This window comes from Xanthomonas sp. NCPPB 1754 (assembly GCF_041475725.2).
Classification (GTDB): Bacteria; Pseudomonadota; Gammaproteobacteria; order Xanthomonadales; family Xanthomonadaceae; genus Xanthomonas; species Xanthomonas euvesicatoria.
Genome location: NZ_CM192982.1, coordinates 3,032,949 through 3,058,926 on the forward strand (window position 1 = coordinate 3,032,949; position 25,978 = coordinate 3,058,926).

At 58.0% G+C, this 25,978-nt stretch carries 17 protein-coding genes, 1 tRNA gene and 2 pseudogenes; 2 read left to right on the forward strand and 18 right to left on the reverse strand.

Annotated elements, in window-relative coordinates:
• Window positions 1–24: 24 nt before the first annotated feature.
• Genes ACCQ15_RS13315 through ACCQ15_RS13325 form a run of 3 tightly spaced genes read right to left on the reverse strand, consistent with a single transcriptional unit; the run spans window position 25 to window position 5,359 of the window.
• A complete protein-coding gene (locus ACCQ15_RS13315) occupies window positions 25–1,650 on the reverse strand; it encodes an alpha-amylase family glycosyl hydrolase (RefSeq protein ID WP_372169137.1) in 1,626 nt (541 codons plus the stop codon).
• A gap of 47 nt (window positions 1,651–1,697) precedes the next feature.
• On the reverse strand, window positions 1,698–3,176 hold the full coding sequence (locus tag ACCQ15_RS13320; RefSeq protein ID WP_218496280.1) for an MFS transporter: 1,479 nt from the start codon (window positions 3,174–3,176) through the stop codon (window positions 1,698–1,700).
• A complete protein-coding gene (locus ACCQ15_RS13325) occupies window positions 3,173–5,359 on the reverse strand; it encodes a glucosidase family protein (RefSeq protein ID WP_122272618.1) in 2,187 nt (728 codons plus the stop codon). Before ACCQ15_RS13325 ends, ACCQ15_RS13320 begins: the two co-directional genes overlap by 4 nt.
• 243 nt (window positions 5,360–5,602) lie before the next feature.
• Between ACCQ15_RS13325 and ACCQ15_RS13330 the strand changes: the two genes are divergently transcribed.
• The gene (locus ACCQ15_RS13330; protein ID WP_372380659.1) at window positions 5,603–7,684 is read left to right on the forward strand and encodes a glycoside hydrolase family 97 protein; all 2,082 of its coding nucleotides are present in this window, start codon (window positions 5,603–5,605) and stop codon (window positions 7,682–7,684) included.
• 3 nt (window positions 7,685–7,687) lie between these two features.
• Here the strand turns inward: ACCQ15_RS13330 and ACCQ15_RS13335 are convergent.
• Window positions 7,688–8,013: pseudogene (locus ACCQ15_RS13335) on the reverse strand (hypothetical protein); the annotation flags it as partial.
• Here ACCQ15_RS13335 and ACCQ15_RS13340 point away from each other — a divergent pair.
• Entirely contained in the window at window positions 8,002–10,776 is a 2,775-nt protein-coding gene (locus ACCQ15_RS13340) for a TonB-dependent receptor (RefSeq protein WP_372380660.1), read from the forward strand. The pseudogene ACCQ15_RS13335 and the gene ACCQ15_RS13340 overlap by 12 nt on opposite strands.
• A 628-nt stretch (window positions 10,777–11,404) precedes the next feature.
• On the opposite strand, the gene ACCQ15_RS13345 is transcribed toward ACCQ15_RS13340, so the two are convergent.
• The 14 genes and pseudogenes from ACCQ15_RS13345 to ACCQ15_RS13410 all read right to left on the reverse strand — a co-directional run bounded on the left by ACCQ15_RS13345 (window position 11,405) and on the right by ACCQ15_RS13410 (window position 25,965).
• On the reverse strand, window positions 11,405–13,021 hold the full coding sequence (locus tag ACCQ15_RS13345; protein WP_008576074.1) for an alpha-amylase family glycosyl hydrolase: 1,617 nt from the start codon (window positions 13,019–13,021) through the stop codon (window positions 11,405–11,407).
• Between the two features lie 318 nt (window positions 13,022–13,339).
• Window positions 13,340–14,189 (reverse strand): annotated as a pseudogene (locus ACCQ15_RS13350) (IS5 family transposase).
• Between the two features lie 116 nt (window positions 14,190–14,305).
• Entirely contained in the window at window positions 14,306–16,759 is a 2,454-nt protein-coding gene (locus tag ACCQ15_RS13355; protein WP_372380661.1) for a VirB4 family type IV secretion/conjugal transfer ATPase, read from the reverse strand.
• A 97-nt stretch (window positions 16,760–16,856) separates the two neighbouring features.
• Complete coding sequence (locus ACCQ15_RS13360) at window positions 16,857–17,168, reverse strand: VirB3 family type IV secretion system protein (protein WP_372380662.1); 312 nt, start codon at window positions 17,166–17,168, stop codon at window positions 16,857–16,859.
• Window positions 17,161–17,568 carry a TrbC/VirB2 family protein gene (locus tag ACCQ15_RS13365; RefSeq protein ID WP_372380663.1) on the reverse strand — a complete coding sequence of 136 codons (408 nt, stop codon included), beginning with the start codon at window positions 17,566–17,568 and terminating at the stop codon, window positions 17,161–17,163. The genes ACCQ15_RS13360 and ACCQ15_RS13365 overlap by 8 nt, the downstream gene beginning before the upstream one ends.
• A gap of 61 nt (window positions 17,569–17,629) precedes the next feature.
• Entirely contained in the window at window positions 17,630–18,445 is an 816-nt protein-coding gene (locus ACCQ15_RS13370) for a lytic transglycosylase domain-containing protein (RefSeq protein ID WP_071117583.1), read from the reverse strand.
• Between the two features lie 57 nt (window positions 18,446–18,502).
• Window positions 18,503–19,552, reverse strand: coding sequence for a P-type DNA transfer ATPase VirB11 (virB11, locus tag ACCQ15_RS13375; protein WP_170808609.1), 1,050 nt, complete (start codon window positions 19,550–19,552; stop codon window positions 18,503–18,505).
• Entirely contained in the window at window positions 19,549–20,733 is a 1,185-nt protein-coding gene (locus tag ACCQ15_RS13380) for a TraB/TrbI/VirB10 family type IV secretion system protein (RefSeq protein ID WP_039416218.1), read from the reverse strand. The genes virB11 and ACCQ15_RS13380 overlap by 4 nt, the downstream gene beginning before the upstream one ends.
• On the reverse strand, window positions 20,730–21,497 hold the full coding sequence (locus ACCQ15_RS13385; protein ID WP_372380664.1) for a TrbG/VirB9 family P-type conjugative transfer protein: 768 nt from the start codon (window positions 21,495–21,497) through the stop codon (window positions 20,730–20,732). Before ACCQ15_RS13385 ends, ACCQ15_RS13380 begins: the two co-directional genes overlap by 4 nt.
• On the reverse strand, window positions 21,494–22,510 hold the full coding sequence (locus tag ACCQ15_RS13390) for a VirB8 family type IV secretion system protein (RefSeq protein ID WP_011347914.1): 1,017 nt from the start codon (window positions 22,508–22,510) through the stop codon (window positions 21,494–21,496). Before ACCQ15_RS13390 ends, ACCQ15_RS13385 begins: the two co-directional genes overlap by 4 nt.
• 125 nt (window positions 22,511–22,635) lie before the next feature.
• A complete protein-coding gene (locus ACCQ15_RS13395) occupies window positions 22,636–23,046 on the reverse strand; it encodes a TcpQ domain-containing protein (protein WP_005914237.1) in 411 nt (136 codons plus the stop codon).
• Window positions 23,047–23,378: 332 nt separating this feature from the next.
• Complete coding sequence (locus ACCQ15_RS13400) at window positions 23,379–25,052, reverse strand: type IV secretory system conjugative DNA transfer family protein (protein ID WP_011347915.1); 1,674 nt, start codon at window positions 25,050–25,052, stop codon at window positions 23,379–23,381.
• A gap of 36 nt (window positions 25,053–25,088) precedes the next feature.
• Window positions 25,089–25,331: a hypothetical protein gene (locus ACCQ15_RS13405; protein ID WP_372380665.1), complete on the reverse strand. Its 243-nt coding sequence runs from the start codon at window positions 25,329–25,331 to the stop codon at window positions 25,089–25,091.
• 559 nt (window positions 25,332–25,890) lie between these two features.
• Window positions 25,891–25,965: transfer RNA gene (locus ACCQ15_RS13410), tRNA-Val, on the reverse strand.
• Window positions 25,966–25,978 lie beyond the last annotated feature (13 nt).

The window sequence follows — 25,978 nt, forward strand, 5'->3', positions numbered from 1 at the left end:
GCCTGATCGCGCCCAGGTGCGCGCCTACCTGTTGCGCGCGTCGCGTGCAGCCTGCTCGGCCATTTGCAGGTCGAGCTGCTTGCGCAGGGCCGGGTCGGTGATCGGCGCATCCGACAGCAACACGCGCACGCCGTGCGCCGGCACCGCTGTTGCGAAACCACGCTGCACCTGCAACTGCTCGCCACTGACCGCATCGCGCCACGCGCCAGGCTGCAGGAAGCGCGTCACTTGAATGGTGGCTGCGGTATCGGCCTTGTTGAGCAGCACCAATGCGGTCTGGGTTGTACCTGCATGCTGATAGACGCGCAGGAACGCGGCTTGATCGCCGTGTAACCGCACATCGACCTGCACGCCACGCTGCAATGCCGGGGTGTTGCGACGCACCTGGGCGATGCGTTGCAGCTGGCCGAAGATCGGGCTCTGCGGTGCAGTGCGAATGCGCTCGACGCCGAAGTAGTTGCGATTGCCGGCATGTTCGGCACGCCCACGCATGAAGCCGATTTCCGAGCCGTAATAGATCACCGGAATGCCGCGGGCGGTGAACAACCAGTTGTGCGCATCGATAAATCCGGCATCGCTGGCATCCAGACGCGCCATGTCGTGGTTGTCGTAGAAGCTCATCAACTCGTAGGGGTTCGCGTAGGGCCCTTGACCCAGGAACAAGGGCGCGGCGAGTTTTTCGAAGCCGGCCTGTTCATGACCGAATACCGCGGCAAGCTGCTGCTTGAGCGGGAAATCCAGCACGCTGACGCCGGCATTGCGCGTCCAGGTATGCCCGGCGATCTTGTTGGCGTCGTAATCGAAGGCTTCGCCGAACATGAAAAAACCCGGACGTTTTTCACGAATGCGCGCCACGAAGGCATGCCAGAAGCGATCCGGCATCCAGCCGATGGTATCGATGCGAAACGCATCGGCGCCCTGCTCCATCCACTGCAGGTACGCGCCGGCCAGATAATCCAGCACCGCCGGATTGTTTTCGTTGAGGTCGGACAATTCCGCCAGGCCGCCGCCGGTGTTGTAGAAGGCATGCAATGGGTTGTGCTGCGGATCCAGTTGCGCAGGCGCGAGATTCTGGTGGTCGGCGACCAGGCGCCCTTGTGCATCGTAGAGCTTGCCAAAGCCGGGTTGCGCCTGCGGCATGGTGTAGGCCGGCGAACCATGGTTGCCCACGATGTCCAATACGACCTTCAGCTTGTTGGCATGCATGGCGCGGGTAAAGCCGGCGAAATCCAGGCCCGGGCTGGGCAGATGTTCATCGAGCTTGTAGAAGTTGACGCCCCAATAGCCGTGATAGCCGGTCTTGCCATGGTCGCTGAGCGTGCTGCCGCAGGTGATCGGCTTGCCGCCGGTGAACGCTTCGTCGGGGTTGTCGACGATCGGGGTGATCCACACCGCCCCGAAGCCCAGGTCGCGGATGTAATCGGCATGCTCGACGATGCCTTTGAAGTCGCCACCGAGATAGCCGATGTTGTCCTCGCTGCCATCGGCGCATGGTGTGGGCACATCGAAGGTGCGATGCGCACCACCCTGATCGCGATGGTCGTTGCCGGTATCGCCGTTGACGAAGCGGTCGGTCACCACGAAGTACACCGCCTCGGCGGCAAACGGCTCCAGGGTGCCGTAGTAGTCCTTGGCTGCAGGCGCCGCCATTGCCGCGCCTGCGTACATCGTCAACGCCACATACATCGCACTGCGCATCACTGCCCTCCCGAGGCCACTGGAACCCGCACCACGCACACGCCTGCAATCAACAGGCTGAGCCCGCCAATGGCCAATGCATAGATCGGCTGCCCGCCCAGCCACACGCGCAGCACAAAGCCCAGCGCGCTGGCGGCGACCAACTGCGGAATCACGATGAAGAAATTGAAGATGCCCATGTACACGCCCATCTTTGGAGCAGGCACGCTATCTGACAGCAAGGCATACGGCAGCGACAGGATCGAGGCCCAGGCGAAACCGACCCCCACCATCGACAGCAGCAACCACTGCGGGTCGCGGATGACCAGCATCGACAACAATCCGGCGGCACCCAGCCACAGGTTGCACAGATGGCTCCAGCGCAAGCCGATCGCACGCACCAGCAGCGGAATCACCACTGCAGCCAATGCAGCAAACCCGTTATAGGCGCCGAACAACACGCCGACCCAGTTTGCGCCATCGTTGTAGGCCGCCGAAGCGGTGTCGTTCGCACCGAAATGCACTTGCGTCACTGCGGCAGTGGTGTAGATCCACATCGCAAACAAGGCAAACCACGAGAAGAACTGCACCCAGGCCAGGCGACGCATCGTCATCGGCATGCTGCGCACGTCCTGCACGATCGCCACCAACATGCTGGTGGCGGGCAACATGCGAGCCAAGGCAAGCAACACGCCGTAGGCAAGACACAACCCGGCCAGCACGTACAGCATGCGGTCGCCCTGCTGCCAGGCGATGGCCGTGGCGAGCAGCACGCCCAGACCGCACCACAGCACGCTTGCCATGGGTGTCGGCGCCATGCCGGTGCTTGCCACCTGTGCGAGAGCCGGATGCGCATCGTCAAAACCGGCCAACTGCTCTGGGCTGTACTCGCGCGTACGCAGCACCGTCCAGGTGATCGACAGGAACAATACCGCCGCGCCAAGGTAGAACGCGTAGCGCACGCTGTCGGGCAACTGGCCTGGCGGGGCGGTGTTGGCAATGCCCCAATGGGTCAGCAGCCAGGGCAGAAAACTCGCGACGATCGCGCCGATACCAATGAAGAAACTCTGCATCGCGTAGCCGGTCGGCCGTTGCGACGGCGGTAATTGGTCACCCACCAGCGCACGGAAAGGCTCCATCGAGATGTTGATCGATGCATCCAACACCCACAGCGTCCCGGCAGCCACCCAGAGCATCGGCGCGTTGGGCATCACCAGCAAGGCCAGCGTGGTGAAGACAGCGCCCACCATGAAGTACGGACGCCGGCGGCCCCACGGGGTCCAGGTGCGATCGGACAGGTAACCGATGACCGGCTGCACGATCAGGCCGGTGAGCGGTGCAGCGATCCACAGGCCTGGCACGTCGTCGACCTGCGCGCCCAGGGTCTGGAAGATACGGCTGGCATTGGCGTTCTGCAGTGCGAAGCCGAACTGGATGCCGAGAAAGCCGAAGCACATGTTCCAGATCTGCCAGAAATTCAAGCGTGGCTTGGCGTTCATGGCGCGGCCTCCACGCGTGCTGCAGGCCCGACCAACAACGCACTGACCTGCGCCGCATTGACTACACCATCACGGCCGCCGCGACCGCCGTTGTATTGGGCAAAGTGCGCCAATGCGCTCATATTGAAGCCGTTCTCGAGCCGGAACGTGCAGGCCTGCCCCGCCACCGCATCGAAAGTCACTTGTGTGGAGAGCTGCTCGCCTACGCTATGCGGCATCACGATGACCTGCGATTGTGCGGGTTTCCCCGGGCACTCCAGCACCAGGTGTTTCACCGCTGCCGTGATCCCGGTATTGATCGGGCCATTGTCATTGCGGTAACGCAGCGATACCCGATGCACGCCTGCATGTGCCGGACGCCAGCTCCAGCGCTGGCTGCCTGGCAACTGCTGCAGTGGGCCGAGCGTCAACGACGGGCTATGCAGCGACTCCAGACCATCGCGCCGCCGGGTCAGGCTGAGCACATGCAGCACGCCATCGTCGGGGAGATCCCAGTGCGCGCTGGCATCGAGTGCGCGGCCGTCCAGATACAGCGTTGTTCCTTCCGGAATATCGATGCGATACGTGTTGCCGATCTGTTGCGCGACCGGCGCCGGTGGCATCTGCGGTGCGAAGACCTGCTTCGGTCGCGGCGGCGGCGTCAGGTCGGCACTGTGCCCAACCAACTGCACCAGCGTGGTCTGCCCCTGCCGTTCGCTGCGTCCTGCCACCAGCAACTCGCCGGCATCGTTTGCCGGGCGCTGCAGCACGTACCGTCGTGCGCCCTGTTCCAGCACGATCTGCTTGGCGTCGCCAAACAACAGGGGCAGCAAGGACCGCGGCAACTTCGGTTGTAGCTTGCCATCGGCCGACAGCCCGAACACACCCTCCTGCACTGCAGACAGGTAGCCCGCCACCGACCACAGCTGGCGTGGCGAGTTCACCACCGGGCCACTGCGCGCGCCCTCTTCCACGTGCACCGCAAGGCGCTGCATCTCGTAGTTTTCCATGTTCGAGCCCGCCAGCGCGCTGCTGCGCATCAGCGATTGCAGCTCCAACGCGATGCGTGGCGCATCGTCCAGCGTGCGTGCAGCGCGTAGCGCATAGGCACTGACGAACGGCCAGACAGCGCGGTTGTGGTAGATCGGCTGCGCGGCCTCTTGCGGCCACACCACCGGGCTGCCGCCGGCGACCATCGGGTAATTGCGCAGCGCAAGGCGCGCCCGCTGCGGCGGAAACACATCGGCCAGTACGCCCAGCGAGAGGCCGAGCAGATCCACCTTGGCGTAGCGTACCGGATGCGCTGCGCTGCCGAGATAGCTGACGTATTGGCTGCTGCGCGCATCCCAGAAACGCCTATCGATGGCCTGGCGAAGTGCATCGGCCCACTGCGCATATTGCACAGCGCGTGCATCGCCATGCTGGCGCGCCAACTGTTCGGCCAGCCGCAACGCCTGGTAATGCAGCACGTTGGTGGAGAGCGCAAAGGATTCGGCAATGAATCGCACGTCCTCGCGCGTCCAGTCCGGGTAGGTCTGTTCTCGCCAATCCAAGAACGAGGTTTCGCCGCGGTAGAGACCGATCTGCGCATCAAACACGGCATCGCGGTCCTGCGTGATCGTTGCCTGTAGTGCCTGCGACACCTCTTCGGCAAACGGCTTGTCGTCCAGCAGGCCGCGGGCGGCAAGGAACCACACCACTCGGTCGCTGCTGATCGGCCAACTGCCGCCGGAGCCGGTGTCCTGCGCCACGAACAGTCCCGGCGTGCGCCCATCGCGTGCGGCCGAGAGCTTGAAGCGCAGTGCATTGCGCGTGCGCTCCGGCTCCAGCTGCGCCAACGCAAGATCGGCCGCAAAGCTGACATCGCGCGTCCAGACGTAGGGCCAGCGTTCGCCGGTTTCGAAGCAGGCGCACGGCACCGGCTTGCCATCGTTGAAGGCGGGGTCGCGGATCGCCTCGACGCGGTCGTCGGCCATTTCCTGCTGTGCCAGCGCGAACAAGGCGTCGAACAGCGGGCTGGCGGTGTGCGTGCGCATCGGTTGTGCCGCAATGCGGCGTTCGCCCTGCGGCCAGCGCAACACGAAGCTGCCGTCGTCCAATGCCTGCGCTTGGGCCCGGCGTCCTTGAAATTCCAGTTCGTCGGCCAGTGCCGGCGAGCTTGCCGCAACGCCCAGCGTTGCAGCCATGCAGATCATCTTCAACATCGAAGCGGCAAGACAGCTTGCGCCGTCGGCCTTCCTCCCTCGTTGCACGCGTTGTGGTGCGCGGCACGGACGTGCCACGGGCGCGGACCCTCCCAGGTGCCGTGGCGCCATGGTAGACGCGCACTCTGCTGTTCCGCACCACTGCATACGTATTCATGGGTTTCCAGCAGTGCGCAGCACGGCGCATCCACTGCAAGGCACTGCATAGTCACTGCTTGCGCAACGGTCACCTTGGGAGGGGATATGCCGCTGTCTTCACGTCGAGCGCACTCGACACTGGGCGCCGCATGGATCGCCCAGCTGCTGGCCCTCACGCTGTTCGGCGGTGCCGCGCCGCAGCTGCATGCCGAAGTCACCACCGTCAGCGTGGAGTCGCCGAACAAGGTGCTGCAGGTCAGCCTGGAGGTGGATGGCGGCACGCCTTATTACCGCGTGCAGCGCCTCGGCGAGGCGGTGGTGCAACGCTCGCGGCTGGGGTTCGAGCTACGCGACGGCCGGCTGGACCGCGGCATGGCGGTGCTTGCCCAGGCGCGCCAAAGTCACGATGACACCTGGGAGCAGCCCTGGGGCGAGACGCGGCTGGTGCGCAATCACTACAACGAGTTGCGCGTGAGCCTGGGCGAGCGCGACGGTGCGCAGCGCATCTTCGACGTGATCTTCCGCGTCTACGACGACGGGCTGGGCCTGCGCTATCACTTCCCCAAGCAAGCAGGCATGCGCGAGGCGATCATCGCCGAGGAAGTGACCGAATTCGCCATCGCGCAACCGGCCGATGCCTGGTGGATTCCCGCAGGCGAGCCGATCCACTACGAGTATCTGTATCGGCACACGCCGTTGAACCAGGTTGCGCTGGCGCATACGCCGCTCACGCTGCGTACCGACAGCGGGCTGCACATCGCACTGCATGAAGCGGCCTTGGTCGACTACGCCGGCATGTGGCTGCGCCGCACCGACAACCAGCGCCTGCGCGCGCAGTTGTCGCCGGCTGCCGAAGGCTGGAAGGTGCGCCGCAGCCTGCCCTTCGATACGCCATGGCGCACGCTGCAGATCGCCGATCAGGCCACCGGCCTGGTGGAATCCAACCTCATCCTCAACCTCAACGAACCCAATGTGCTGGGCGAGGTGAGCTGGATCAAGCCGTCCAAGTACGTGGGCGTGTGGTGGTCGATGCATCTCAATCAACAGACCTGGGCCACCGGCCCCAAACACGGCGCAACCACCGCGACGACAAAACGCTATATCGACTTCGCCGCAGACCACGGCTTTCGCGGCGTACTGGTCGAAGGCTGGAATCCCGGCTGGGATGGGGAATGGTTCGGCAATGGCGGCAGCTTCGATTTCACCCGGCCCACGCCGGATTTCGACCTGCCAGCACTCAGCAGATACGCCGCAGCCAAGGGCGTACATCTGATCGGCCATCATGAAACCGGGTGCGCAGTGGACCATTACGAAGATCAGATCGCCGAAGCGATGGACTTGTATGCGCGCTTCGGCGTGGACTCGGTCAAGACCGGCTATGTCTGCGACGACGGCCAGGTGGAACGGCGCAACCCCGCGGGCGGCACGCCGCTGCGCGAATGGCACGACGGGCAATGGATGGCACGTCACCACCTGCACGTGGTGCAGGAAGCGGCGCAGCGCCACATTGCGGTCAATGCGCACGAGCCCATCAAGGACACCGGGCTGCGCCGTACCTATCCCAACTGGATCTCGCGCGAAGGCGCGCGCGGCATGGAATACAACGCCTGGGGCCAGCCGCCCAATCCACCCGAGCACGAAGTCAACCTGGTGTTTACCCGGCTGCTCGCCGGGCCGATGGATTACACGCCCGGCATCGTCAGCCTGAAGGGCCGCAACGGCCAGGCGATTCCCTGCACGTTGGCGCGGCAGCTGGCGCTGTATGTGACGCTCTACAGCCCGATCCAGATGGCCGCCGATCTGCCCGAGCATTATCTGCAACACCGCGATGCGTTCCGCTTCATCGAAGATGTGGCGGTGGACTGGGACCAGACCCGCGCGCTGAATGGCGAAGTGGGCGATTACGTCACCATCGCACGCAAGGACCGGCACAGCCGCGACTGGTTCCTGGGCAGCATCACCGACGAACACGGCCGCCTGCTGCAGGTGCCGCTGGGCTTTCTCGAACCCGGCGTGCGCTACATCGCGCAGATTTATCGCGATGGCGACGGCGCGGACTATGCCAGCAACCCGTTCGCCTTCGTGCGCGAAGAACGTCAGGTCAGCAGTGCCGATACGTTGGAGCTGCGTCTGGCACCGGGCGGTGGTCAGGCCATTCGCTTTGTTCCGATGGGTGGCAAACGCTGACCACGACATCGCTTGGGCGCCAACGCGCACAGCCAGCACGATCGATTGCACGGCGCAGCGGTCATACCGCCGCTGCGCATCGCGCAGCATGTCGTTGCTGAGCGCAATCACCTGGCCGTCGCCGGCATGGCCCTGGGTGGAATCGATTTCATCGCGCAACACCGCAGTGAATACGTATGCAGTGCACGTTTGCACCCAGGTGCCGTGTCTACCATACGTCGCAGTCGTGTGACGTCCATCGTGGCACGCGACGCATGACATCCAGGCAGCCCTGCCGGATCAAAAATCAAAAAACAACATGTACCTGGGAGGGGAAAATGTTGAAGCACAAGCGCTCCGCGCTGAGTATCGCCCTGGCCGTTGCCATGGCACCGACATGGGCCGCCGCGCAAACGGCAACGCCTGCACAAGCAAGCGACGCCCAACAAGGTGCGTCCGAACAGACTGCCGGCGCGGTCACCGACTTGGACAAGGTCCAGGTCACCGGCCTGCGCCGCGCAATCGAAGGCGCCATCTCGGTCAAGCGCGATTCCACTTCGATCGTGGAAGCCATTTCGGCCGAAGACATCGGTCGCCTGCCGGACGTCAGCATCGCCGAATCGCTGGCGCGCCTGCCCGGTCTGGCTGCGCAACGCGTTGCCGGCCGTGCGCAGGTGATCAGCGTGCGCGGCCTGTCGCCGGACTTCTCCACCACGCTGCTCAACGGGCGCGAAGTGGTCAGCACCGGCGACAACCGCAGCGTGGAGTTCGACCAATATCCATCAGAACTGGTCAGCGGCGTCACCGTCTACAAGACACCGGATGCCGGCCTGGTCGGTCAAGGCTTGTCGGGCACGGTGGACATGCAGACCGCCCGCCCGCTGAGCTACAACGAGCGCGTGATCGCCATCGGTGGCCGCTACCAGCGCAACTCCTTGGGCAAGGCCGCCAACGTCGACCCCTACGGCAACCGTTTCAATGTCAGCTATATCGACCAATTCGCAGACCGCACCATCGGCCTGACCATCGGTTACGCGCATACCGACATGCCGATCCAGGAAAACCAGGTAGGCCTGTACGAACCGTGGCAGCAGGTCAACGCGCAGCGGCAGCGTCCTGGTGTCGCCGATGGCGTGTATTTCTCCGATGGCATCAAGGCGCTGCGCCGCACCGGCAACCAGAAGCGCGACGGCGTCATGGCCACGCTGCAGTATCGCCCGTCCAATGCCTGGACCAGCACGCTCGATGCCTTCCACACCGAAGCCGAGCAGATCGACACCGCCAACCAGTTCGAGCTCAATCTGAGCAACTACAACGGCGGCTACACGCCCGGCCTGAACATCAGCAACGTGCGCGTCAACGATCGCAATACCTTCATCGGCGGCGATGCCAGCGGCGTCTATCCGTTGGTGCGTGGCATGTACAACAAGCGCGAAGACAAGATCGACACCTTCGGCTGGAATAACGAAATCACGGCCGGCTCCGTCAAGATCGTCGCCGACCTGAACTACTCCAAGGCCACACGCGACGAACTGAACCTGGAAAACAATCTCCAGCGCGCACCGATGCCGCAGCTGGATACCGTGGGCGTGTCGGTTGTCGGCAACGGCTTCTCGCAGCTGACGCCGGGCATGAATTATTCCAATCCGGACGAGCTGTTCCTCACCAACACCATCTATGGCTCCGGATACGGCAAGGTGCCAAGCGTGGAAGACGTGCTCAAGGGCGCGCGGCTGCAGGCCAGCTTCCCGATGCCCGAAGCGCTAAGCTGGTTCTCGGACCTGGATGTGGGCGTCAACTACGCCAATCGCGAAAAGCAGAAGACCCAGCCCGAAGGCAATATCACCCTGGGCGCACAGGGCGAGGCCACGGTGGCGGCAGACCTGCAATACGCGCCGGTCAATCTCGGCTTCGCCGGTCTCGGCTCCCTGCCTGCGTGGAATGTGCCGGCCACGGTGGCGCGCTATATGTTGTTCAACCCCAGCGACGACGCCTCGTTCCTGGTGTCCAAGGCCTGGACGGTGGAAGAAAAAATCACCACCGCCTGGCTGCGTGCCAATATCGATACCGAGTGGGGCGAAGTAGGCGTGCGCGGCAATATTGGCGTGCAGCTGCAAAGTGCAGACCAGTCCTCGCAGGCCAACTACTGGGACGCCTCGCAGCCGGCCGGTAGCGAAGTGCGGCCCATCGACGATGGCAAGACCTATCGCGACTGGCTGCCCAGCTTGAACCTGGCATTTCAGTTCCCGTACGAGCAAACGCTGCGCTTCGCTATGGCCAAGCAGGTCGCACGCCCGCGCGTGGATCAACTGCGGGCATCGCTGGAATTCGGTGTCGACACCTCCACCGGGCGCCCCGGCGCCAGCGGCGGCAACCCCATGCTCGATCCATGGCGCGCCAATGCCCTGGACATCTCCTACGAGAAGTATTTTGCCGACCGTGCTTACGTGGCCGCGGCGTTCTTCTACAAGGACCTCAAGAGCTACATCTACACCCAGAGCCGCGACAACTACGATTTCTCCGCACTGGTCGCCGGCTACGTGCCGCCGCCGGGCTCTGCACCGGTGCTGACCACCGGCACCTTCAGCGCCCCGTTCAACGGCAAGGGCGGCACCTTGCGCGGCGTCGAACTCACCGCCTCGCTGCCGCTGGATCTGATCTTCGCGCCGTTGGAAGGCTTTGGCATCCAGGCCAGCGCCACCTTCAACGACAGCGACGTCAAGATCCGCGACCCGGAAAGCGCCTCCAGCGTGGGCGACGGTGAAATCAGCCTGCCGGGCTTGTCCAAGCGCGTGTACAACCTGACCGCGTACTACGAGCACAAAGGCTTCGAAGCACGCGTCAGCCAGCGTCGCCGCTCGGACTTCATCGGCGAAATCGGCAACTTCAACGGCAACCGCACGTTGCGCTACGTGGTCGGCGAAAACATCACCGACGCGCAGATCAGCTACAACTTCAGCGAAGCCAGCAGCCTATCCGGCCTGACCCTGTTGCTGCAGGCAAGCAACCTCAGCAACTCGCCGTATCGCACGTACGCAGAAACCAAGCACCGCCCGCTGGAATACATCGAGTGGGGCCGCACCTTTGTGCTGGGTGTAAATTACAAGTTCTGAGCCATTGCAGGGATAAATGGCGCTGTTAGCCCCTCTCCCTCCGGGAGAGGGGTTGGGATGAGGGTACGGATTCCACGCGAACACCCTCGGCATCCAAAAAGCGCTGCTTTCACCTCCTAATCGATCTCCCGACAGGAGCGATGATCTATTACGCGCAATGCAATCACGGCGTCTCGCTCCAGAACTTCGAAATCTCCACCAAGGAAAAGCCGCCGGCTAGACACCGGCGGCTTTTCTTTGAACAGCATTTTCCCTTCGAGTCGATCGTCTGGTACAGGCTGGAAGGAATCGAGCGCAAGGCCCACACGCGCGCACTTCACGTCCTGCAGTTTCCGAGCGCCAGACATCCTCTGAAATGTTAGCCGCGGCATCGCTCGGGAATATGCTTTCGCAATCGATTTTCATCAGGCAGCCGATTCTTCAAATTTGATCGACCAAGAGGAGATACCTAACCATCTCCTACAGCGGCGCCACTACATAACTCATCTCGCTTCGCCTACCAGGCACCGCGCATCGCATGCACGCCAACTCGGATCTAACAACCCACCACAAAAAAGCGAGGCATCCCAACGGAACGCCTCGCCGGTATCAATCAAACACACCCATCAAGCTTTCTGAAGCGGTAGCGTCACTCCCCGCCCATTGCACAAACCACAGCGTGCCTCGGCAAGCGCACGCGACCATGATCGATCACCCCGTGCTCCACCCCCGGCACATCGATCTGGCGCCATGCACCTGCAGGCAGTGCCAGCTCGGTGATGTCGGCAGACAAATTGAACGCCAACAGCATGACCTGGCCGGCATGCTCACGCCGGAACATCAGCACCGGCTCTGCGGTGTCGTAGAACGCGATCGCCCCTTCCCGCAAGGCCGGCATGCTTTTGCGCCAACTCAGGAATGCCCGCACGGCGCTCAGCACAGACTGGGCATCGTCCTGCTGCACACTCACTGCAGCCAGACGATGCGGCTCGGACAACGGCAGCCACGGCTTGCCGCTGGTGAAACCCGCCGACGGCGCATCGGTCCACGGCATCGGCGTACGGCATCCATCGCGCCCCTTGAAAGTTGGCCAGAACGTGATGCCATACGGATCCTGCAGATCCTCGAATGCCACATCCGCCTCGCCCAGCCCAAGCTCCTCGCCCTGGTACAGGCAAACCGAACCACGCAACGAACATAGCAGCGCCACCACCATGCGGGCGAACGCAGGCGACGCATCTTCGCCGCCCCAACGCGTTACCGCACGCACCACGTCGTGATTGGAAATCGCCCAGCACGGCCAGCCTTCCAGCATGGTCGCCTCGAGCCGGCTGACCGTTTCACGGATATAGGCAGCACTGTAATCCTGCACCAACAGCTCGAAGCTGTAGCCCATGTGCAGACGGCCCTTGGCGGTGTACTCGGCCGTGGTCGCCAACGAATCTTCCGAGGAAATCTCGCCCAGGCTTACCGCATTCGGATAGCGATCGAGCAGAGCACGCAGGCGCTCCAGGAACGCCAGGTTTTCCGGCTGCGTGTTGTTGAAGTAGTGGTATTGATAGGCATACGGATTGTCCGCACTGAAGCCACGCCCTACCCGCTTGTCGGCCGGCTTGGCGGGGTTATCGCGCAGCTGCGCGTCATGGAAGCAGAAGTTGATCGCGTCCAGGCGGAAGCCATCCACTCCACGGTCCAACCAGAACCGCACATTGTCCAGGGTTGCCTGCTGCACCTCGGCGTTATGGAAATTGAGGTCGGGCTGGTCGACCAGGAAGTTATGCAGGTAGTACTGCTCGCGCCGCGGCTCCCACTGCCACGCCACACCACCGAATAGCGACAACCAGTTGTTCGGCGGCGTCCCGTCCTCGCGCGGATCGGCCCATACATACCAATCCGCCTTCGCGTTGGTCCGATCCTGACGGCTTTCCTGGAACCACGCATGTTCGATCGAGGTGTGGCTCAACACCTGATCGATCATCACCTTCAGCCCGAGCGCATGCGCCTTGTCGAGCAGACGGTCGAAATCGTCCAGCGTCCCGAACAACGGATCCACCGCACGATAGTCTGCGATGTCATAGCCGAAATCGGCCATCGGCGACTTGAAGAACGGCGAGATCCAGATGGCATCCACGCCCAGCCCGGCGATGTAGTCGAGCTTGGCAATGATGCCCGGCAGATCGCCCACCCCATCGCCGTTGGAATCCAGAAAACTACGCGGATAGATCTGGTAGATGACCGCCCCGCGCCACCATGGTGTCTGTAACATGCACGCCCCTCCCGGGCCACTGCGGGCAGCCAACACGGCCGCCAGCCAAGGGCGTTAGCCTAGCTGCGTGGCGCACCACGGGCGCGTACGTGCATACGTATTCATTGCTCTCACGGCGAGATCATCGGCAGCCAAAAAGCGATTGCGGACGCAGCCTATTTACCACTGCTAACCTTCCGCGATTAGTGCCGTCAAAATGAGAGGACGGCGCTTGGTGACGGCTTTACCCCCGTCTGGCCACACAAATTTGAAAAATTTAGCCTCTGAGCTTGAAGCGACGTCCATCGGGCAGTGGATCGATAGCAAAGCATATAACGATCATCTGCGTCGGCCACCGCCAGCTGCGACTTCAATACGATGATCGCTAGAGCGTGTTATGAACTTTGAAGTAGAGATGGGGGTATTTCCTAGCATCAGGATGGAGAAGACGCCGAAGTGGAGTCCTGCCAGTATTTCCCGCAGGCCTTCGTAATTACCTGCCAGGCGTTGGAACCGATTGACCCAACCGAAACTGCACTCCACGACCCAGCGGCGCAGCAGCAGCATAAAGCCTTTCTTGGCCTCCGGCAGTTTTCCGACGTGCAGTTCGATTCCTTCCGCGTCCGCTGCTTCGGCCGGTCCTTCGCCTGTATGGCCTTGATCGACGAACGCTAGTTTCACCGTCTCTCACGTCACGTGCCGAACTTCCTGCGCCAGCGATCGCACTTGGGCGCGTTCCTGCTCTTCGGCCACCATGATCTGCACTACAAGCAAATGGCCGAGCATGTTCACCGCCATGTGCACCTTGCTGCCCTTTTTGCGCTTGTAACCATCGTACCCAGCACACGGTCCGCTTTCGCAGATGGACTGCAGCGTTCGCCATCTAGGATCATGCAGCTGGGCTGAGCCTGCTTGCCTTGAGCCAGCCGCAAGATGGAAAGCAAGTCGTTGATCATGGCCTCAAAGCAGCCACCGCTGGGTTTGCTGTAGACCGTCTCCCACGGCGGAAACTCGGGGGCACTCAAGCGCCATGGCGCCCCGGCCCGCGCCATCAGCGCAATGCGTTGAACATCAAACGCAGGTCATATCTGCTCTATCGTGCCTGCGGAGCCAATAGGGTCAAGCAGGGCGCAGCGAATGCCCATGCTTCATCGGATACATCGGTCGGATACGGGCGTGGCGGCCTCATCCGCTTACGATAGCCGCGCAAGCCTCAAACTCATAACACGCTCTAGGGGCAAGCCACACCATCTTCTGCAAACCAGCGCCAACCTATATAAATAGTAGGCCGGATCAAATCAGAAATCATGCGTTATCTTCGACGCTATCCTTGCTCGACTTTCGCTTACCAGAACCCTTACGGTTAGCATAAAAATCCTCCAGCCATTGCTCGGGCGCGAGTTGATCAACACTCACGCCTACCTGACCTGCCTTGCGCGAAAGGACCTGATTCATAATCTCAATATTGTCAGTGGAAGAAGAAATCACGGAGAGCGCATCATCCATTCCACGCAAGTTGAGCTGGCATACAGCTGAAGCATGCCCTTGCTTGACCAAGAAGCAGCGCGACCGCTCATCCAATGAGACCACAACCTGATATTCGGCATCAGTGAGCTTGAGTCCTTCGATATAATCGTCGCGACTGGCGTTGGGATTAGGTAAGAGAATCATGGTCGCGGTCTGCTCGATCAGCGCCGCAGCAATATCGCTGGCTAGAGCATCTTCTGGACTTTGCGTGGCAAAAATACCCAAGCCATTCTGCTTACGGATGGTTTTCTGCTTATTCTTAGCGAACTCTTTCAAACCTCCCTTACCATCCAGAATTTTCCAAAACTCGTCCATTACATAGATTAGTGGACGCCCATCAATTAGCGCCTCTAATCGATGAAGCAAGTAATTAATCACAGGCACGCGCACTTCAGCGTTATCGATTACATCCGTGTAGTCGAAGCCGATGATCGAAGCACGTGTTAGATCGATTGTATCCACCGGATTATCGAAGACCCAACCTAGCGAGTTACCAGCAGTCCAGCGACGCAAGCGGGCGTATAAACCATCATCACCCATATTAGGCAGGCTCTTCCTAAAGTTACTCATGCTGCGCAAGTGCATAGGAGTATCCAACATGCCTTCTACCGCACGATAAATATCCTCCTCTTCCCGCGAGCTGTATTCAGGCTTCCCACCCAAAACCTTGATCAACTCTGCCAGAAACTGGGTATTAGCCTCGGTGCGTTCGCACTGAAAAGGATTAAAACCAGTCGGCGCTCCGTTTTCTAACGCTAGATAGTTACCCCCACAAGCACGAACGAAGATCTCCGCACCACGGTCTTTATCGAAGAAAAAAATCGTTGGTACTGGATCGAACTTCTGCACCTGACTCAGCAGAAAATTGATAAGCGCGGTTTTACCGGTGCCTGACTTACCAATCACCATTGTATTAGCAATCGCTTTCTCCCCTAGCGAATTTTCAGCGGGGTGAGTGGCGTGAAAGTTAAAGTAATATGGTTGACCATTTGTTGTCTGCAGCGTAGTGACACAATCACCCCAAGGATTGTTGTGTTGTTTGCCCTGAGCAAAATTATGTAGCGGTGAAAGGCCAAGAAAATTAAGCGAACTAAGGTTGGCAATACGAGTACGGAATCGCCAGTTACCAGGCAGCTGGGCATAAAATGAAGAAGCAATTGCCAGGTCTTCTTTTGAAGAAACAAAACCAGCGTTAGAGAGCTCTGCTCTTGTAGTTGCAATCTGCCTTGCGAGTTTTTCCTGGCTATCTGCGTAGACTGCAAGAGTAAAGTGGTACTCACCCAAAACGAAATTACCAGATGCCACATCATCCATCGCCAAATCCAAGTCGCGAATTTGACTAGAAGATTTGTCACCTGACGAAATCATCATCCCTTTCGTGCGTTCAAGCACCTTTAGGGCATCATGACGGCCTACTGGACTGAAAGAATGCGTGATCACATACTCGAAGTCCAAATATTTTAGACCATTAAGAATGCCAGGATACGTGCCATCAGCATACTCTTTGACATTAAGGATCGCACCAAAGTGATTGATGCCATCTGGCGTGCGAATTACGAAATCACCGGTTTTATTAGCAAACATGTGCTTACTAACTGGCAAATAAGCCGACACTGGCGCTTGCAAAACCGGTACAGGCTCATCAATTCGATTCAATAGATAACCAAGAAACTCAAGGCTTTCCGAGAAGACAATGCCATTTTTTGCCTCGTACATACTCAGGCGATAGGGAGAGTAATCCTTCAATACCGCCTCAACATTGGTAGCAAGCTCAATCACCTTGGCAATAGCCTGCTCTTCTTCAACCCTGATCTTATTAGGATCGCTGGATTTTTCAACCAAGCGTTTCCCACTAAGAACGGGACGATATATCATGCTGAAGTACAACTCGTTCTGCATGATTTTCTGCCCCGACAAAGCCGCATAATAATCATCGGACAATGCCTGATTGAAAGATTGCTTGAACCGACTGGAGTCGTTAATTTTGCGCCTGCGACGAACGTCATGCACCCAAAACGCTACATTTGCAAAATCTGGGGCACGCAGCGTTTGCACTAATCGATTAAAAGTGTTGTGGCGTTGCTCAAGCTCGAACTCATCCCAGCCGACAAAAGGTAGGCCAGCTAGATGCCAGATCAACAAATAATCACCCCCAGTCGTCTTCAGAACAGAAGGAGCGACATGAGTAGAGACCGAGACAAATTCACTGATCGGGCTATCTGGGCTAAACATTTTATTACCAGGTTAAGAAGAGAGCGTCGCAAGGGTTTGATAAAATAAACTACCCACCCCGTGCGATCTATTCAGACGGGGTGGGTAGTTGATAATTTTACTGACGTTTTCCGGGAGGATTTTTACGATATTCGTTAGGACTGAACACCCACATCCCGGAGTAGCGTTGCACATTACGAACACGCATACGAAACAGCAAGCGCAGCCCCATCAATCTAAAAATCATCTCGTCCCGCCTCGCCATTTGCCGCATCACAAAGATAATGACAGGAATAGTCAGCAGGTACCAAAAGTTGATGTACATTCCCAGCAGCAGTCCTCCACCGGCGCCGATGAAGAATGGGATATAAGGCACTCCCAAAAACATGGCTGGGCGCGTACAGGCGCGAAAAAGAACATCTTTATGCATAGTATTGAATGAACTGGATTAGAGCCGCAGCCGCATCCCCTTTACATATATTGCTTCCGCGGTCGCCGATGATCATGTTTGCAACTTGTCCCGCTGCACCAATAAGCACACCACCAATCAAAATTGGAGAAACTTCGGAAATACGCTTATGAGCAAATGCAATCTGATAGCCTGCAACAATCACAGCAATCGTCACTACAGCAACAGAACCCATTGTAAGTAGGCTGTTCACATTCCCTAAGAAACCACAAACCTTAGTGTCTGTATTTGCCAATTGATTGGTCTGAGCAAATGTACCGCCGGCTACAAGCAGTGCCGATGTAAAAACCAGAGCCTTCAATGCCTGCATCCCGATCATCTTTGCATCGGCTGCTGCCTTTTTGTCAATTTCAAACTTCATTTTCATCTCCTTTAGAGCGGGGGGGTCTATTGGCCCATCCTAGGCAAATTATCCATCCTGGTTAAAAAACAAACGCAGTATCGACTTGCTGATTTTTAGGACTCGTCTGCGCCGGCGCCACACTGGCTGGCGCTTGGTTTGTTGCAGTAAAAGCTTTCTCTAAGCCAGCAGGTACAGCCACACCCTTACCCTGTCCTGTCGCTTTAACCACGTAAAATGCGTCATCGGCAGGCGGAAGCGGAGATGCCGATGGCCCCTGACCTACTGGCGTGGGTGATGCAATCATAGGACCTTGCTGTGAAACCTGTGTCTGCGGATTTGCAATGTCTCGAATCCGTCGAGCCACGACAGCATCTGCCAACTCGGTAAAAGCCTGTTGCAGGGGCTTTTCTGCACGCATCTTGATTGTTCGATTTGGAACTACCGCAATAGGCTTCACTCCCGAAGATCCAACTGACTCTCGGATGGACGCATAAATCTTCTGCACATACCCGTGCTTGAAGCCGGTCTCAAAGTTACCAGAATAGTAACAACTAAAAGATTTACCCCAGTTCGCGCCCGAACGTGAGTGGCACTCGGCCAAAATTTTAGAGGCGGCCACTAGGTTGGGGCACTTAGCAAATGCCATTTCGTAGCTAGTTAAACCATACTTTTGCAGGTTGTAACGATTGACTTGGCCAAGTCCCAGTGAAAAATTAAAGCCTTTCTGCTCCAGCATCTTAGCCGTGGCTACAGCTTCCTCAAGACCGCGAGGCTCGCGCACCAGACGACCACCGACAACACCGATAGCATATGGATTAAGCGAAGACTCAACGCGGACGACATGCTGCATAACTTCTCCGGGCACGGCAAGTCCCGTGCAGCCCATTAACTCCATGCCAGGCAGCATCACCCTCTCCTCCAGGCCAGATCGACATCAATCATTGGCAGCAATTCAGCCACCTCGCAACGTCCTCACAGGATCGAAATCGATTCCGGTGATAAAACGGCGCCCTGCGTGCGCCTTGATATGTACTACGATATCGATAGTCATACGTAACAAACGCTTGATTACCTCAAACTCCAGGCCGGAACCCTCGTTCGATGCTTTCACCATCAGCGCTAGTTGGTCCCAAGTTTGCTCAACACTACCAGCGTGACAACTTGTAATGGAGCCAGGATGGCCAGATGCACAGTTTCTAATAAAGTAGAACGACTCATCGCCACGCAATTCTGCCAAAATGATCCGATCAGGCTTCATACGCAAACAGGCCTCCATGCAGCTCTTAGCCGTTACGTTACTCGCACTCTGCCCCCCCTTCGAGTAAAGCAGATGCACTGAGTTAGGCTGACTGATGAATAGCTCCCGGGCGTCTTCAATAGTAACCAAACGCTCTTCATTGGGGATGTGGTTCACAAGAGCCTTCATAAAAGTAGTCTTTCCGCTGCCGGTCGCACCGGCTACGACTACGTTCTTTTTATAAAGCACTGCTTTCTTAAAAAACTCGGAATAGTTTTTATTTCGACGTAACTCAAGCAATTCGCGATCATGCTCGCTTACATCAGCAGCCTCCTCTAGCACCTGATCGAAAAACCCGTCACTTGAGTATTGCTCAAGCGTCTTCGTGTGCTTTGAGGGCAAGCGAATCGTAATCGAGACCTTACCGGCATCGCAGGCAGGCGGAATCACAAACTGCGCACGTTGGCCCGTGGGAAATGTCAAAGAAACCACGGGATCAGCATCGGTGATGCGCTGTCCAGTATTACTCTCGTTCACGACCGCGGTGCAGAACTGTCTAGCACGATCAAAGGTTAGCGAGGGTACCTCCATCCGCTGCCAACCATTGACCGTCTCAAGATATAACTCACCCGGACGATTGATGCAGATCTCCGTAACTTCGGGCGAGTTCAAGTAATCCAGAATGCCAAGTACAGAGTACTGGTAATCCAGAAAATCATTTGAAATTCGCGCGGTTGGAGAGTCGTCAATCGTCATGGCACTCACTTTGGCAGCACCGCTGAGAAATCAACGTCTTTTGCGACGTACACGTTCAAAACAGTACCTTGATTGATTGTCAGCGTTGCTGGGCGACGGCCGGATTTCTCCACCGCCTGCTCAGCAAGCTGTTGCATGGTACGCGCCGTATTACTCTCAAACGGTTGCTGAGTCACTATGCCAGAGCCTACGCCGATTGTAGTGGTTTCAGGACCGTACTCTGCTGCAGCATATTTAAACGCATCACTCAGAAGACTTATAAATAAAGCTGAAGCAATTTTATTACCCCAGTGAGCGTTATACTGACCGGGATGACCGGAACTGCCTAAAGTATCGATACCGGGGCCGACAAGCGTTACATCAAGCCCAGTCGGCGTAGTAACTCGATCCCACACAACTTGTAAACGCCGAGTACTTGGCTCCCCCGCGCTGTATTCACCCAACATCTTGGAGCCTTTGGGCAACAACAGATTGTGTCCATTGATCGAATAGACGGGTTCGGTAACGATGCAGGAGGTATATCCGCCAAAGTCGGAAAGTATCCTGGTCTCCAGCACACAGCGGATATAGGTGCCGCGAACCAGTAACCCATCAGGATTACTAATCGGCTTAGCCAGTGTCACCTGTTCATCGCGCGGGGTTGCAGATTGCGCTTCGGGCTGCCCGGGAATTCCGGCAATACCCGAACTATCCGGAACAGCAGACTGTTGCTCAGCAAGAATACGCCGCTCAAGGAGCGTTGGAGCCCTCGGGCGTTCGGGGACTGGCGCCGTGGTTTCGATCTCATCGGGGGGCATCGGCGGCAATGGCGGCATACTAGGCGATTGCACTAGAGGTACCGGCGCCGTGTCTACTGGCGTAGTCATGTTTTGAGGAAGGGCGGGCGCAACTACTGTTTCAGTTCGCGGCTTCACTGGTGCTGTGTCACCAGAGCCCTGTTTTGCCAACCAAAATATCGCCAAAAGAAGCAAGCCAGCAACTAGCGCAAGAAAAACCAACGCTTTGCGGTTTAGTCGTTTGATGTCATTGGAACGCAGTACGGGTTCATTCGCGTCCAGATTCGGCTCGGCACCCTCCTGCTGGCGAACGAAGTAGGGATTGCTGCGCTCATCATATTGACTACGGGCTTGATCGCCATCACGGTTGTCGTGAGAACGCTCATCAGGGCTGTTTGGAATATTTGAGTTCACTTTTGCTTGTTCCTTCGCAGACCGACAACATTATCGCCGTGACGAACCACCAGGAAAGGATACGTCCCGTGAACGATCAAGGTATTACCTTCGACGGTCGTATTCACAAGAAAGTCCTCGCTATGCTCTTTTTCCCGGGCAAAGACGGCGGGAAAATTTCCTGACGGGAAGCGCGTCAAATCCATATTAATATAAGTGAATTTTCCATCATCATATACACGACTTGGAATCAGCCATGACTTTTTACTTCGAGTCGAGTAATCATAATTATAGTAGTACCTTCGATCCTTGAGGATTTTGGCACTCAGCAATGGCCCATTTTTTGCCGCATCAGCGTCTTCGACGTTATTAAAACTTGTGTCTTTTGGGTAGGAGAAAACAACCTTATATTGAACGCCTGCCTGCTTAGCTTGCTCAAGCCGCTGCCAATCTGTCGCTACAACTTTCAGTTCTAAAATGTAAGAATGAGTGGCCGTACGAATCATCATATTCGTATCTACATCAACATTCTTGGGCTTTAGATAAAAAACGTTTTCACGCCGAGTAAGTTCCCAGCCTCCGGAAAACCCAGTGCTGTAGTCCAGAATTTTCTCATTCGGGCTGAGTTCAATCTGAGTGGTGATACCTAATCCAGTACGGACCTGATAAATTTGATTGGGAGCGTACTCATACTCCTGCACGACCTGAGCGTTCACCGAACTCACACATAAGGGAAATATTAGCGCTGCAGTCAATACAGCCCCATAGATTTTAGAGGGTTTCATCGACCGCTAGCTCCTTTGACATTGTTCGGCATCCCTTGATATTGGACCGCGGGCTGCGCCTGAGGTTGGCTCGCCGGCTGCACTTGGCTGGAATATCCTGGCGGCACCTGCTGGACAGGCATCCCCTGTTGATTAAGAACACCCTGCTGGGCTGAAACACTACCCTGCCCGGCTGCGGCGGCCGCGTTTGGATCTACTACGCCTAATGCGGCCTGCTGAGGAGCTGCAATCTGTGGCGCAACTTGGGCTTGCGGGCTAACCGAAGAGGGCGCTGCCGGTAAAGACGAATAATCGTTATCCACACGATAATCTGTGACACGAAATCCCAGTGGATTTTCCACCCGAAGGGTATCACTCATCTCAAGATTATCTTGATAGACAAAACCCATTGTAGCGATCTTGTTATCTAAGAACGTGGCCGCGGCCGAGGCTTTGTCATACACATTTCGTTGGAAACGTACAGTGGCGCCAGTGTAAGGCTTACCACTTCCTCCTATAAGCGTAATACTGAGAATATTGACCCGAATAGCACGAGAGGTGCCGTAAGTATTAAAAGGTCTGGCGGGATTATTTCCAGCATGTAGCGCACGATATTCACCAAGAACGTTACCTGTAGCCATGGCAACGACAGTGTTCCAATCACGGTCACCTATCGTCGAGGCATCAAACGATTCACGCGATGTAATGAAACGTGCAACATTGCTGCGCGCTAATGCCTCGCTAGTGCTGACCATGCGTCCACCAAAATTCGCTTCAAGCTTCGCAATGGTGCTGGTACCGGAATACGCGTCCGCCATGACCAGATATGGCACTTTCTCCTTCAACGGCAGCATGTAGTAGTAGCCGCCCGCTGTCATGACGGTGACCAGCATCGACAGCGTCGCCACGATCCAGGCACGCTTTTCGCTGCGGCGCGCGAGGTCGGCAATGCTGACCTCATAATTCACCGCTTTTTGGACGGCCGCACCCACTTGGGCGGAACCGTCCTTTTCACTGACCTTCTTACGCAACATGTCTAGATCCGTCACCGTGGGGCCTTGTCAGGCCTGAAACCATTGCCGCAACGCGTCGCGGGTACTTGAGAAGGTAGGAACACCGCCGGCTCCATGCCTGAAAGGCATCGAGCAGGAGGCAGCCCTTAGAGCTTGGCGCCTGACGACACCGGCACTGGTTGGACCAGCAACTTGTTGGCAGAAACCGACACCGAAACTCCTTGGGCTGCGTACACGGCACTCAGCTCGGTTGCGGCCTGTTGGACGCTGGTCGTGCTGATTGCGGAAACCGGCCCGATCAAGGTGTAGTCCGATGGCAAGTTGTAGGACAGCTGCATATTGGAATCCGCAGCCCAGCGTTCCAGCATGGTCTTCAGCGTACCGTCCATGGGCGTGGCCTGATACGTGTACGAGGTGTAGAGCGGAATTTCGGTGGGCGCCTCGTCAAAGTGGTTGACGTGCTTCCAACGACCACCAAAGTCAGGAGCAGGCTTGGTCGCGCACGCGCCTACCAATGCTGCAGCCACTAGCACCAACGACAGCTTGGACACATACATCGGATTCACTCTGACTTCTCCAACTCATGAAATTTCGGGCTTAAGACGGACAGCACTAAGCCTCCGCGCACCAGTGGGTACCGGAGGAAACGTGTTATTGATGCGTTTCTCGCGGCTCTACCACCCGCTGGGTCGCCCCAGTTGCGAGTGCGTGCTGCCGAGAAAAATGAATACGCTGATAAACCATCCATAGCCTTACTCCAGTACGGCCCATCCGGCGCCGCTCCCCTACGACCATCTATCTACACCGCAGATTCTTGCTAACTTTGCCCTTAACAAGCAGATCCGTCAAGAATTGCACACCAGGCACCGCACTACAAATGTGACATCAATCACACTTTAATGGTAAGCGTTTTCACTTCAGTTTTTGGCAGCAAGCGCGCAGTGAAGTAGCGATCCTCGTAGTAGCGAATCTTGTCGCACTTCACCGGATGCGGGATCCCCTCGTACAGGAACACTTCCTTCTCGTTGCCCATGGCCTTGAGCTCCTGGGGCAACATCAGAGCCCGCCGCTCTTCTGACACGCTATGGGTGGTCTCCCGCCCTCGGGTGACGTTCTTCTTCTTGATGGTGGTGTAACCCAGCATCTCGGAGTAGTCGTTGGCGTCCTGCTGTTCGCGCGGCGCGTAGAGGATCTGCAGGGCGTGGTTGGTGATGATGGTGCGTGACAGATCTTTGCCGTAGGTTGCGTCCAACTGCGCCATGCTCTGGATGATGGGCAGCAGGCGGATGTTGTAGCCGGCCATGTAGGCTACCGCGGTCGCGATGATGTCCACCTTGCCGATCGAGGTGAATTCGTCCATCAGCAACAGGCACTGATATTTGAGCTCAGGGTTGGACTTGGGCAGTTCGCGGGTATTGAGGTTGATGATCTGGCTGAAGAGCAGATTGATGATCAGGCGGCTTTCGGCCAGCTTGTTGGGCTGGATGCCGATGTAGATGGTCATCTTCTTCTTGCGAAGGTCCGTGAGCAGGAAGTCATCCGCACTGGTGGCGGCGTCCAGCACCGGATTGATCCATGCATTGAGCGGCTCCTTCAAGGTGCCCATGATCGAGGCGAAGGTCTCATCCGCCTGGGACAGCAGGTTGGCAAAGGCCGACTTGGCGTTGCTGCTGAGGAACCGCCGCTCGGACAGCGACTTCAGATATTTCTTGAGATCGGTACCGTCGCCCGAGGACAGGCGATAGATCCCGCCTAGCGTGGGCGCCCCTGCCCCACCCGGGAAACCGAGCGACAGCTCCTCGTCCCAGTTCTCGAACAGGTACAGCGCGAATGCCATGAACGCGTTGCGCGCTTGGCTGACCCAGAACTTCTGGTCGTCGGAGCCGTCCGGGTACAGCATCGCCGCGATGCTCATCAGATCCGAAACGCGGAATGCGGGGTCGTTCGACACATAGGTCAACGGATTCCAGCGATGCGTGCGACGGTCTTCGGCGAACGGGTTGAACAGGAAGACTTCGTGGCCCTGACTGGCGCGCCACCCGCTGGTCAGGTCGAAGTTCTCCTGCTTGATGTCCAGGACGACGATCGATTCTTGATACTCCAAGAGGTTAGGAATGACGACACCGACACCCTTGCCCGAGCGCGTCGGCGCAGCAAGAATCACGAATTGCTGGCCGCTCAGTCGCACCAGCTTGCCATTGAACTTGCCGACGACAATGCCGTTTCCGGCGGGCTTGAACAGCCCATGCTTGGAGAGGTCGGCGGCGCCAGCGAAGCGCGCGTCACCGTGCAGGGCGCGCGCCTTGGGCTTGACGATGAGCACAACGGCAATCGCCCAGACCAGCACCGGCAGGCCAAATCCAAGCGCGCCCGCAATCTTGATCTTGGTCGCGTAAGGCGCCACTTGGGGCAACCCAAGCGCGCTGAAATAGCGGTAGTAGGTGTCCCACCCGTACAGACCGGTGTCGAGCCGCAGCAACAGCAGGGTGAGATAGCCAGACAGGCAGTATCCGACTAGCACCGCCACCAGCGTGGCAATTGCGATGATTTTGGGTTTGGACATGCGCCCTTCTCCTTAGGCTTGCATCACGATGGCGGGCTAGCGACGCACGACCGGCTTACGGTCGACAAGCTCGGACTTGCGTCCGCCGCTCTCGCTCTCCACCAGCGAATCGATCCAGACCTTGGCCTGGTCCAGAGACAAATCCGGCGTGATCCGCGTACCCGCATCGGTCACGACGGCGTATGCCACGACCGCGTCGGGTGCATACACCTCGTCACGCGTAATCGCCACAACACGATATCCGCCCCTGGTCAGCACGGTGTGCTGATATTCGTCCATCGCCAGCCTTCCTTTCCGTCAGCGCGGTGGCGATGCTAAAGCAAGACGTGTGACGGTGAAAGCGGTATCGGCTAACCGGGCGGCGGTGGGCCGCGCTAACCCGCAAAACAGCCGCACTGAACACTTATTTCCGACACTCGAGGCACTTTCGGTGCGCTTGGGAGGAAGAGAGCGGCATTGGGAGTTCGTCCATCTGGGGGGGCGATACGCCCATGGCATCGCGCATCGTCCGAAACGGGCAGATCAGACAAATGGCGCGGCACGATTCCGCATCGCCGCGCACCTGGCTGGGGACGTTTTGACCGAAGACAGCCAACATCCATATGCGAGCGACATGCTTCAACATTGCCAATCGACACGCAACGCGCAGCGCAGGCAGGCAGACAGGCAGACAGGCAGAGATGAAAGCACAGGAAGGCCGTGATTCCAGTAACACAGACCCGAACTGACACATGCCAAAGCTGCAAGAGCTTTTGCGTGGGGTCGCTTTGGGGGTCAATGGCAGACGTCGCTGCCGATCTTGAAACCACTCAAGCCTCTGTACCGTCTGGACTTAGAGTGGTGGGCGGTACAGGGTTCGAACCTGTGACCCCTACCATGTCAAGGTAGTGCTCTACCGCTGAGCTAACCGCCCGAATCCTGCGTCA

Excerpts from the sequence above, each read along its gene's own strand:
- ACCQ15_RS13315 (WP_372169137.1), bottom strand. The coding sequence starts at position 1,650 with ATGGCGGCGCCTGCAGCCAAGGACTACTACGGCACCCTGGAGCCGTTT.
- ACCQ15_RS13320 (WP_218496280.1), bottom strand. The coding sequence starts at position 3,176 with ATGAACGCCAAGCCACGCTTGAATTTCTGGCAGATCTGGAACATGTGC.
- ACCQ15_RS13325 (WP_122272618.1), bottom strand. The coding sequence starts at position 5,359 with ATGTTGAAGATGATCTGCATGGCTGCAACGCTGGGCGTTGCGGCAAGC.
- ACCQ15_RS13330 (WP_372380659.1), top strand. The coding sequence starts at position 5,603 with ATGCCGCTGTCTTCACGTCGAGCGCACTCGACACTGGGCGCCGCATGG.
- ACCQ15_RS13340 (WP_372380660.1), top strand. The coding sequence starts at position 8,002 with ATGTTGAAGCACAAGCGCTCCGCGCTGAGTATCGCCCTGGCCGTTGCC.
- ACCQ15_RS13345 (WP_008576074.1), bottom strand. The coding sequence starts at position 13,021 with ATGTTACAGACACCATGGTGGCGCGGGGCGGTCATCTACCAGATCTAT.
- ACCQ15_RS13355 (WP_372380661.1), bottom strand. The coding sequence starts at position 16,759 with ATGTTTAGCCCAGATAGCCCGATCAGTGAATTTGTCTCGGTCTCTACT.
- ACCQ15_RS13360 (WP_372380662.1), bottom strand. The coding sequence starts at position 17,168 with ATGCATAAAGATGTTCTTTTTCGCGCCTGTACGCGCCCAGCCATGTTT.
- ACCQ15_RS13365 (WP_372380663.1), bottom strand. The coding sequence starts at position 17,568 with ATGAAGTTTGAAATTGACAAAAAGGCAGCAGCCGATGCAAAGATGATC.
- ACCQ15_RS13370 (WP_071117583.1), bottom strand. The coding sequence starts at position 18,445 with ATGGAGTTAATGGGCTGCACGGGACTTGCCGTGCCCGGAGAAGTTATG.
- ACCQ15_RS13385 (WP_372380664.1), bottom strand. The coding sequence starts at position 21,497 with ATGAAACCCTCTAAAATCTATGGGGCTGTATTGACTGCAGCGCTAATA.
- ACCQ15_RS13390 (WP_011347914.1), bottom strand. The coding sequence starts at position 22,510 with ATGTTGCGTAAGAAGGTCAGTGAAAAGGACGGTTCCGCCCAAGTGGGT.
- ACCQ15_RS13395 (WP_005914237.1), bottom strand. The coding sequence starts at position 23,046 with ATGTATGTGTCCAAGCTGTCGTTGGTGCTAGTGGCTGCAGCATTGGTA.
- ACCQ15_RS13400 (WP_011347915.1), bottom strand. The coding sequence starts at position 25,052 with ATGTCCAAACCCAAAATCATCGCAATTGCCACGCTGGTGGCGGTGCTA.
- ACCQ15_RS13405 (WP_372380665.1), bottom strand. The coding sequence starts at position 25,331 with ATGGACGAATATCAGCACACCGTGCTGACCAGGGGCGGATATCGTGTT.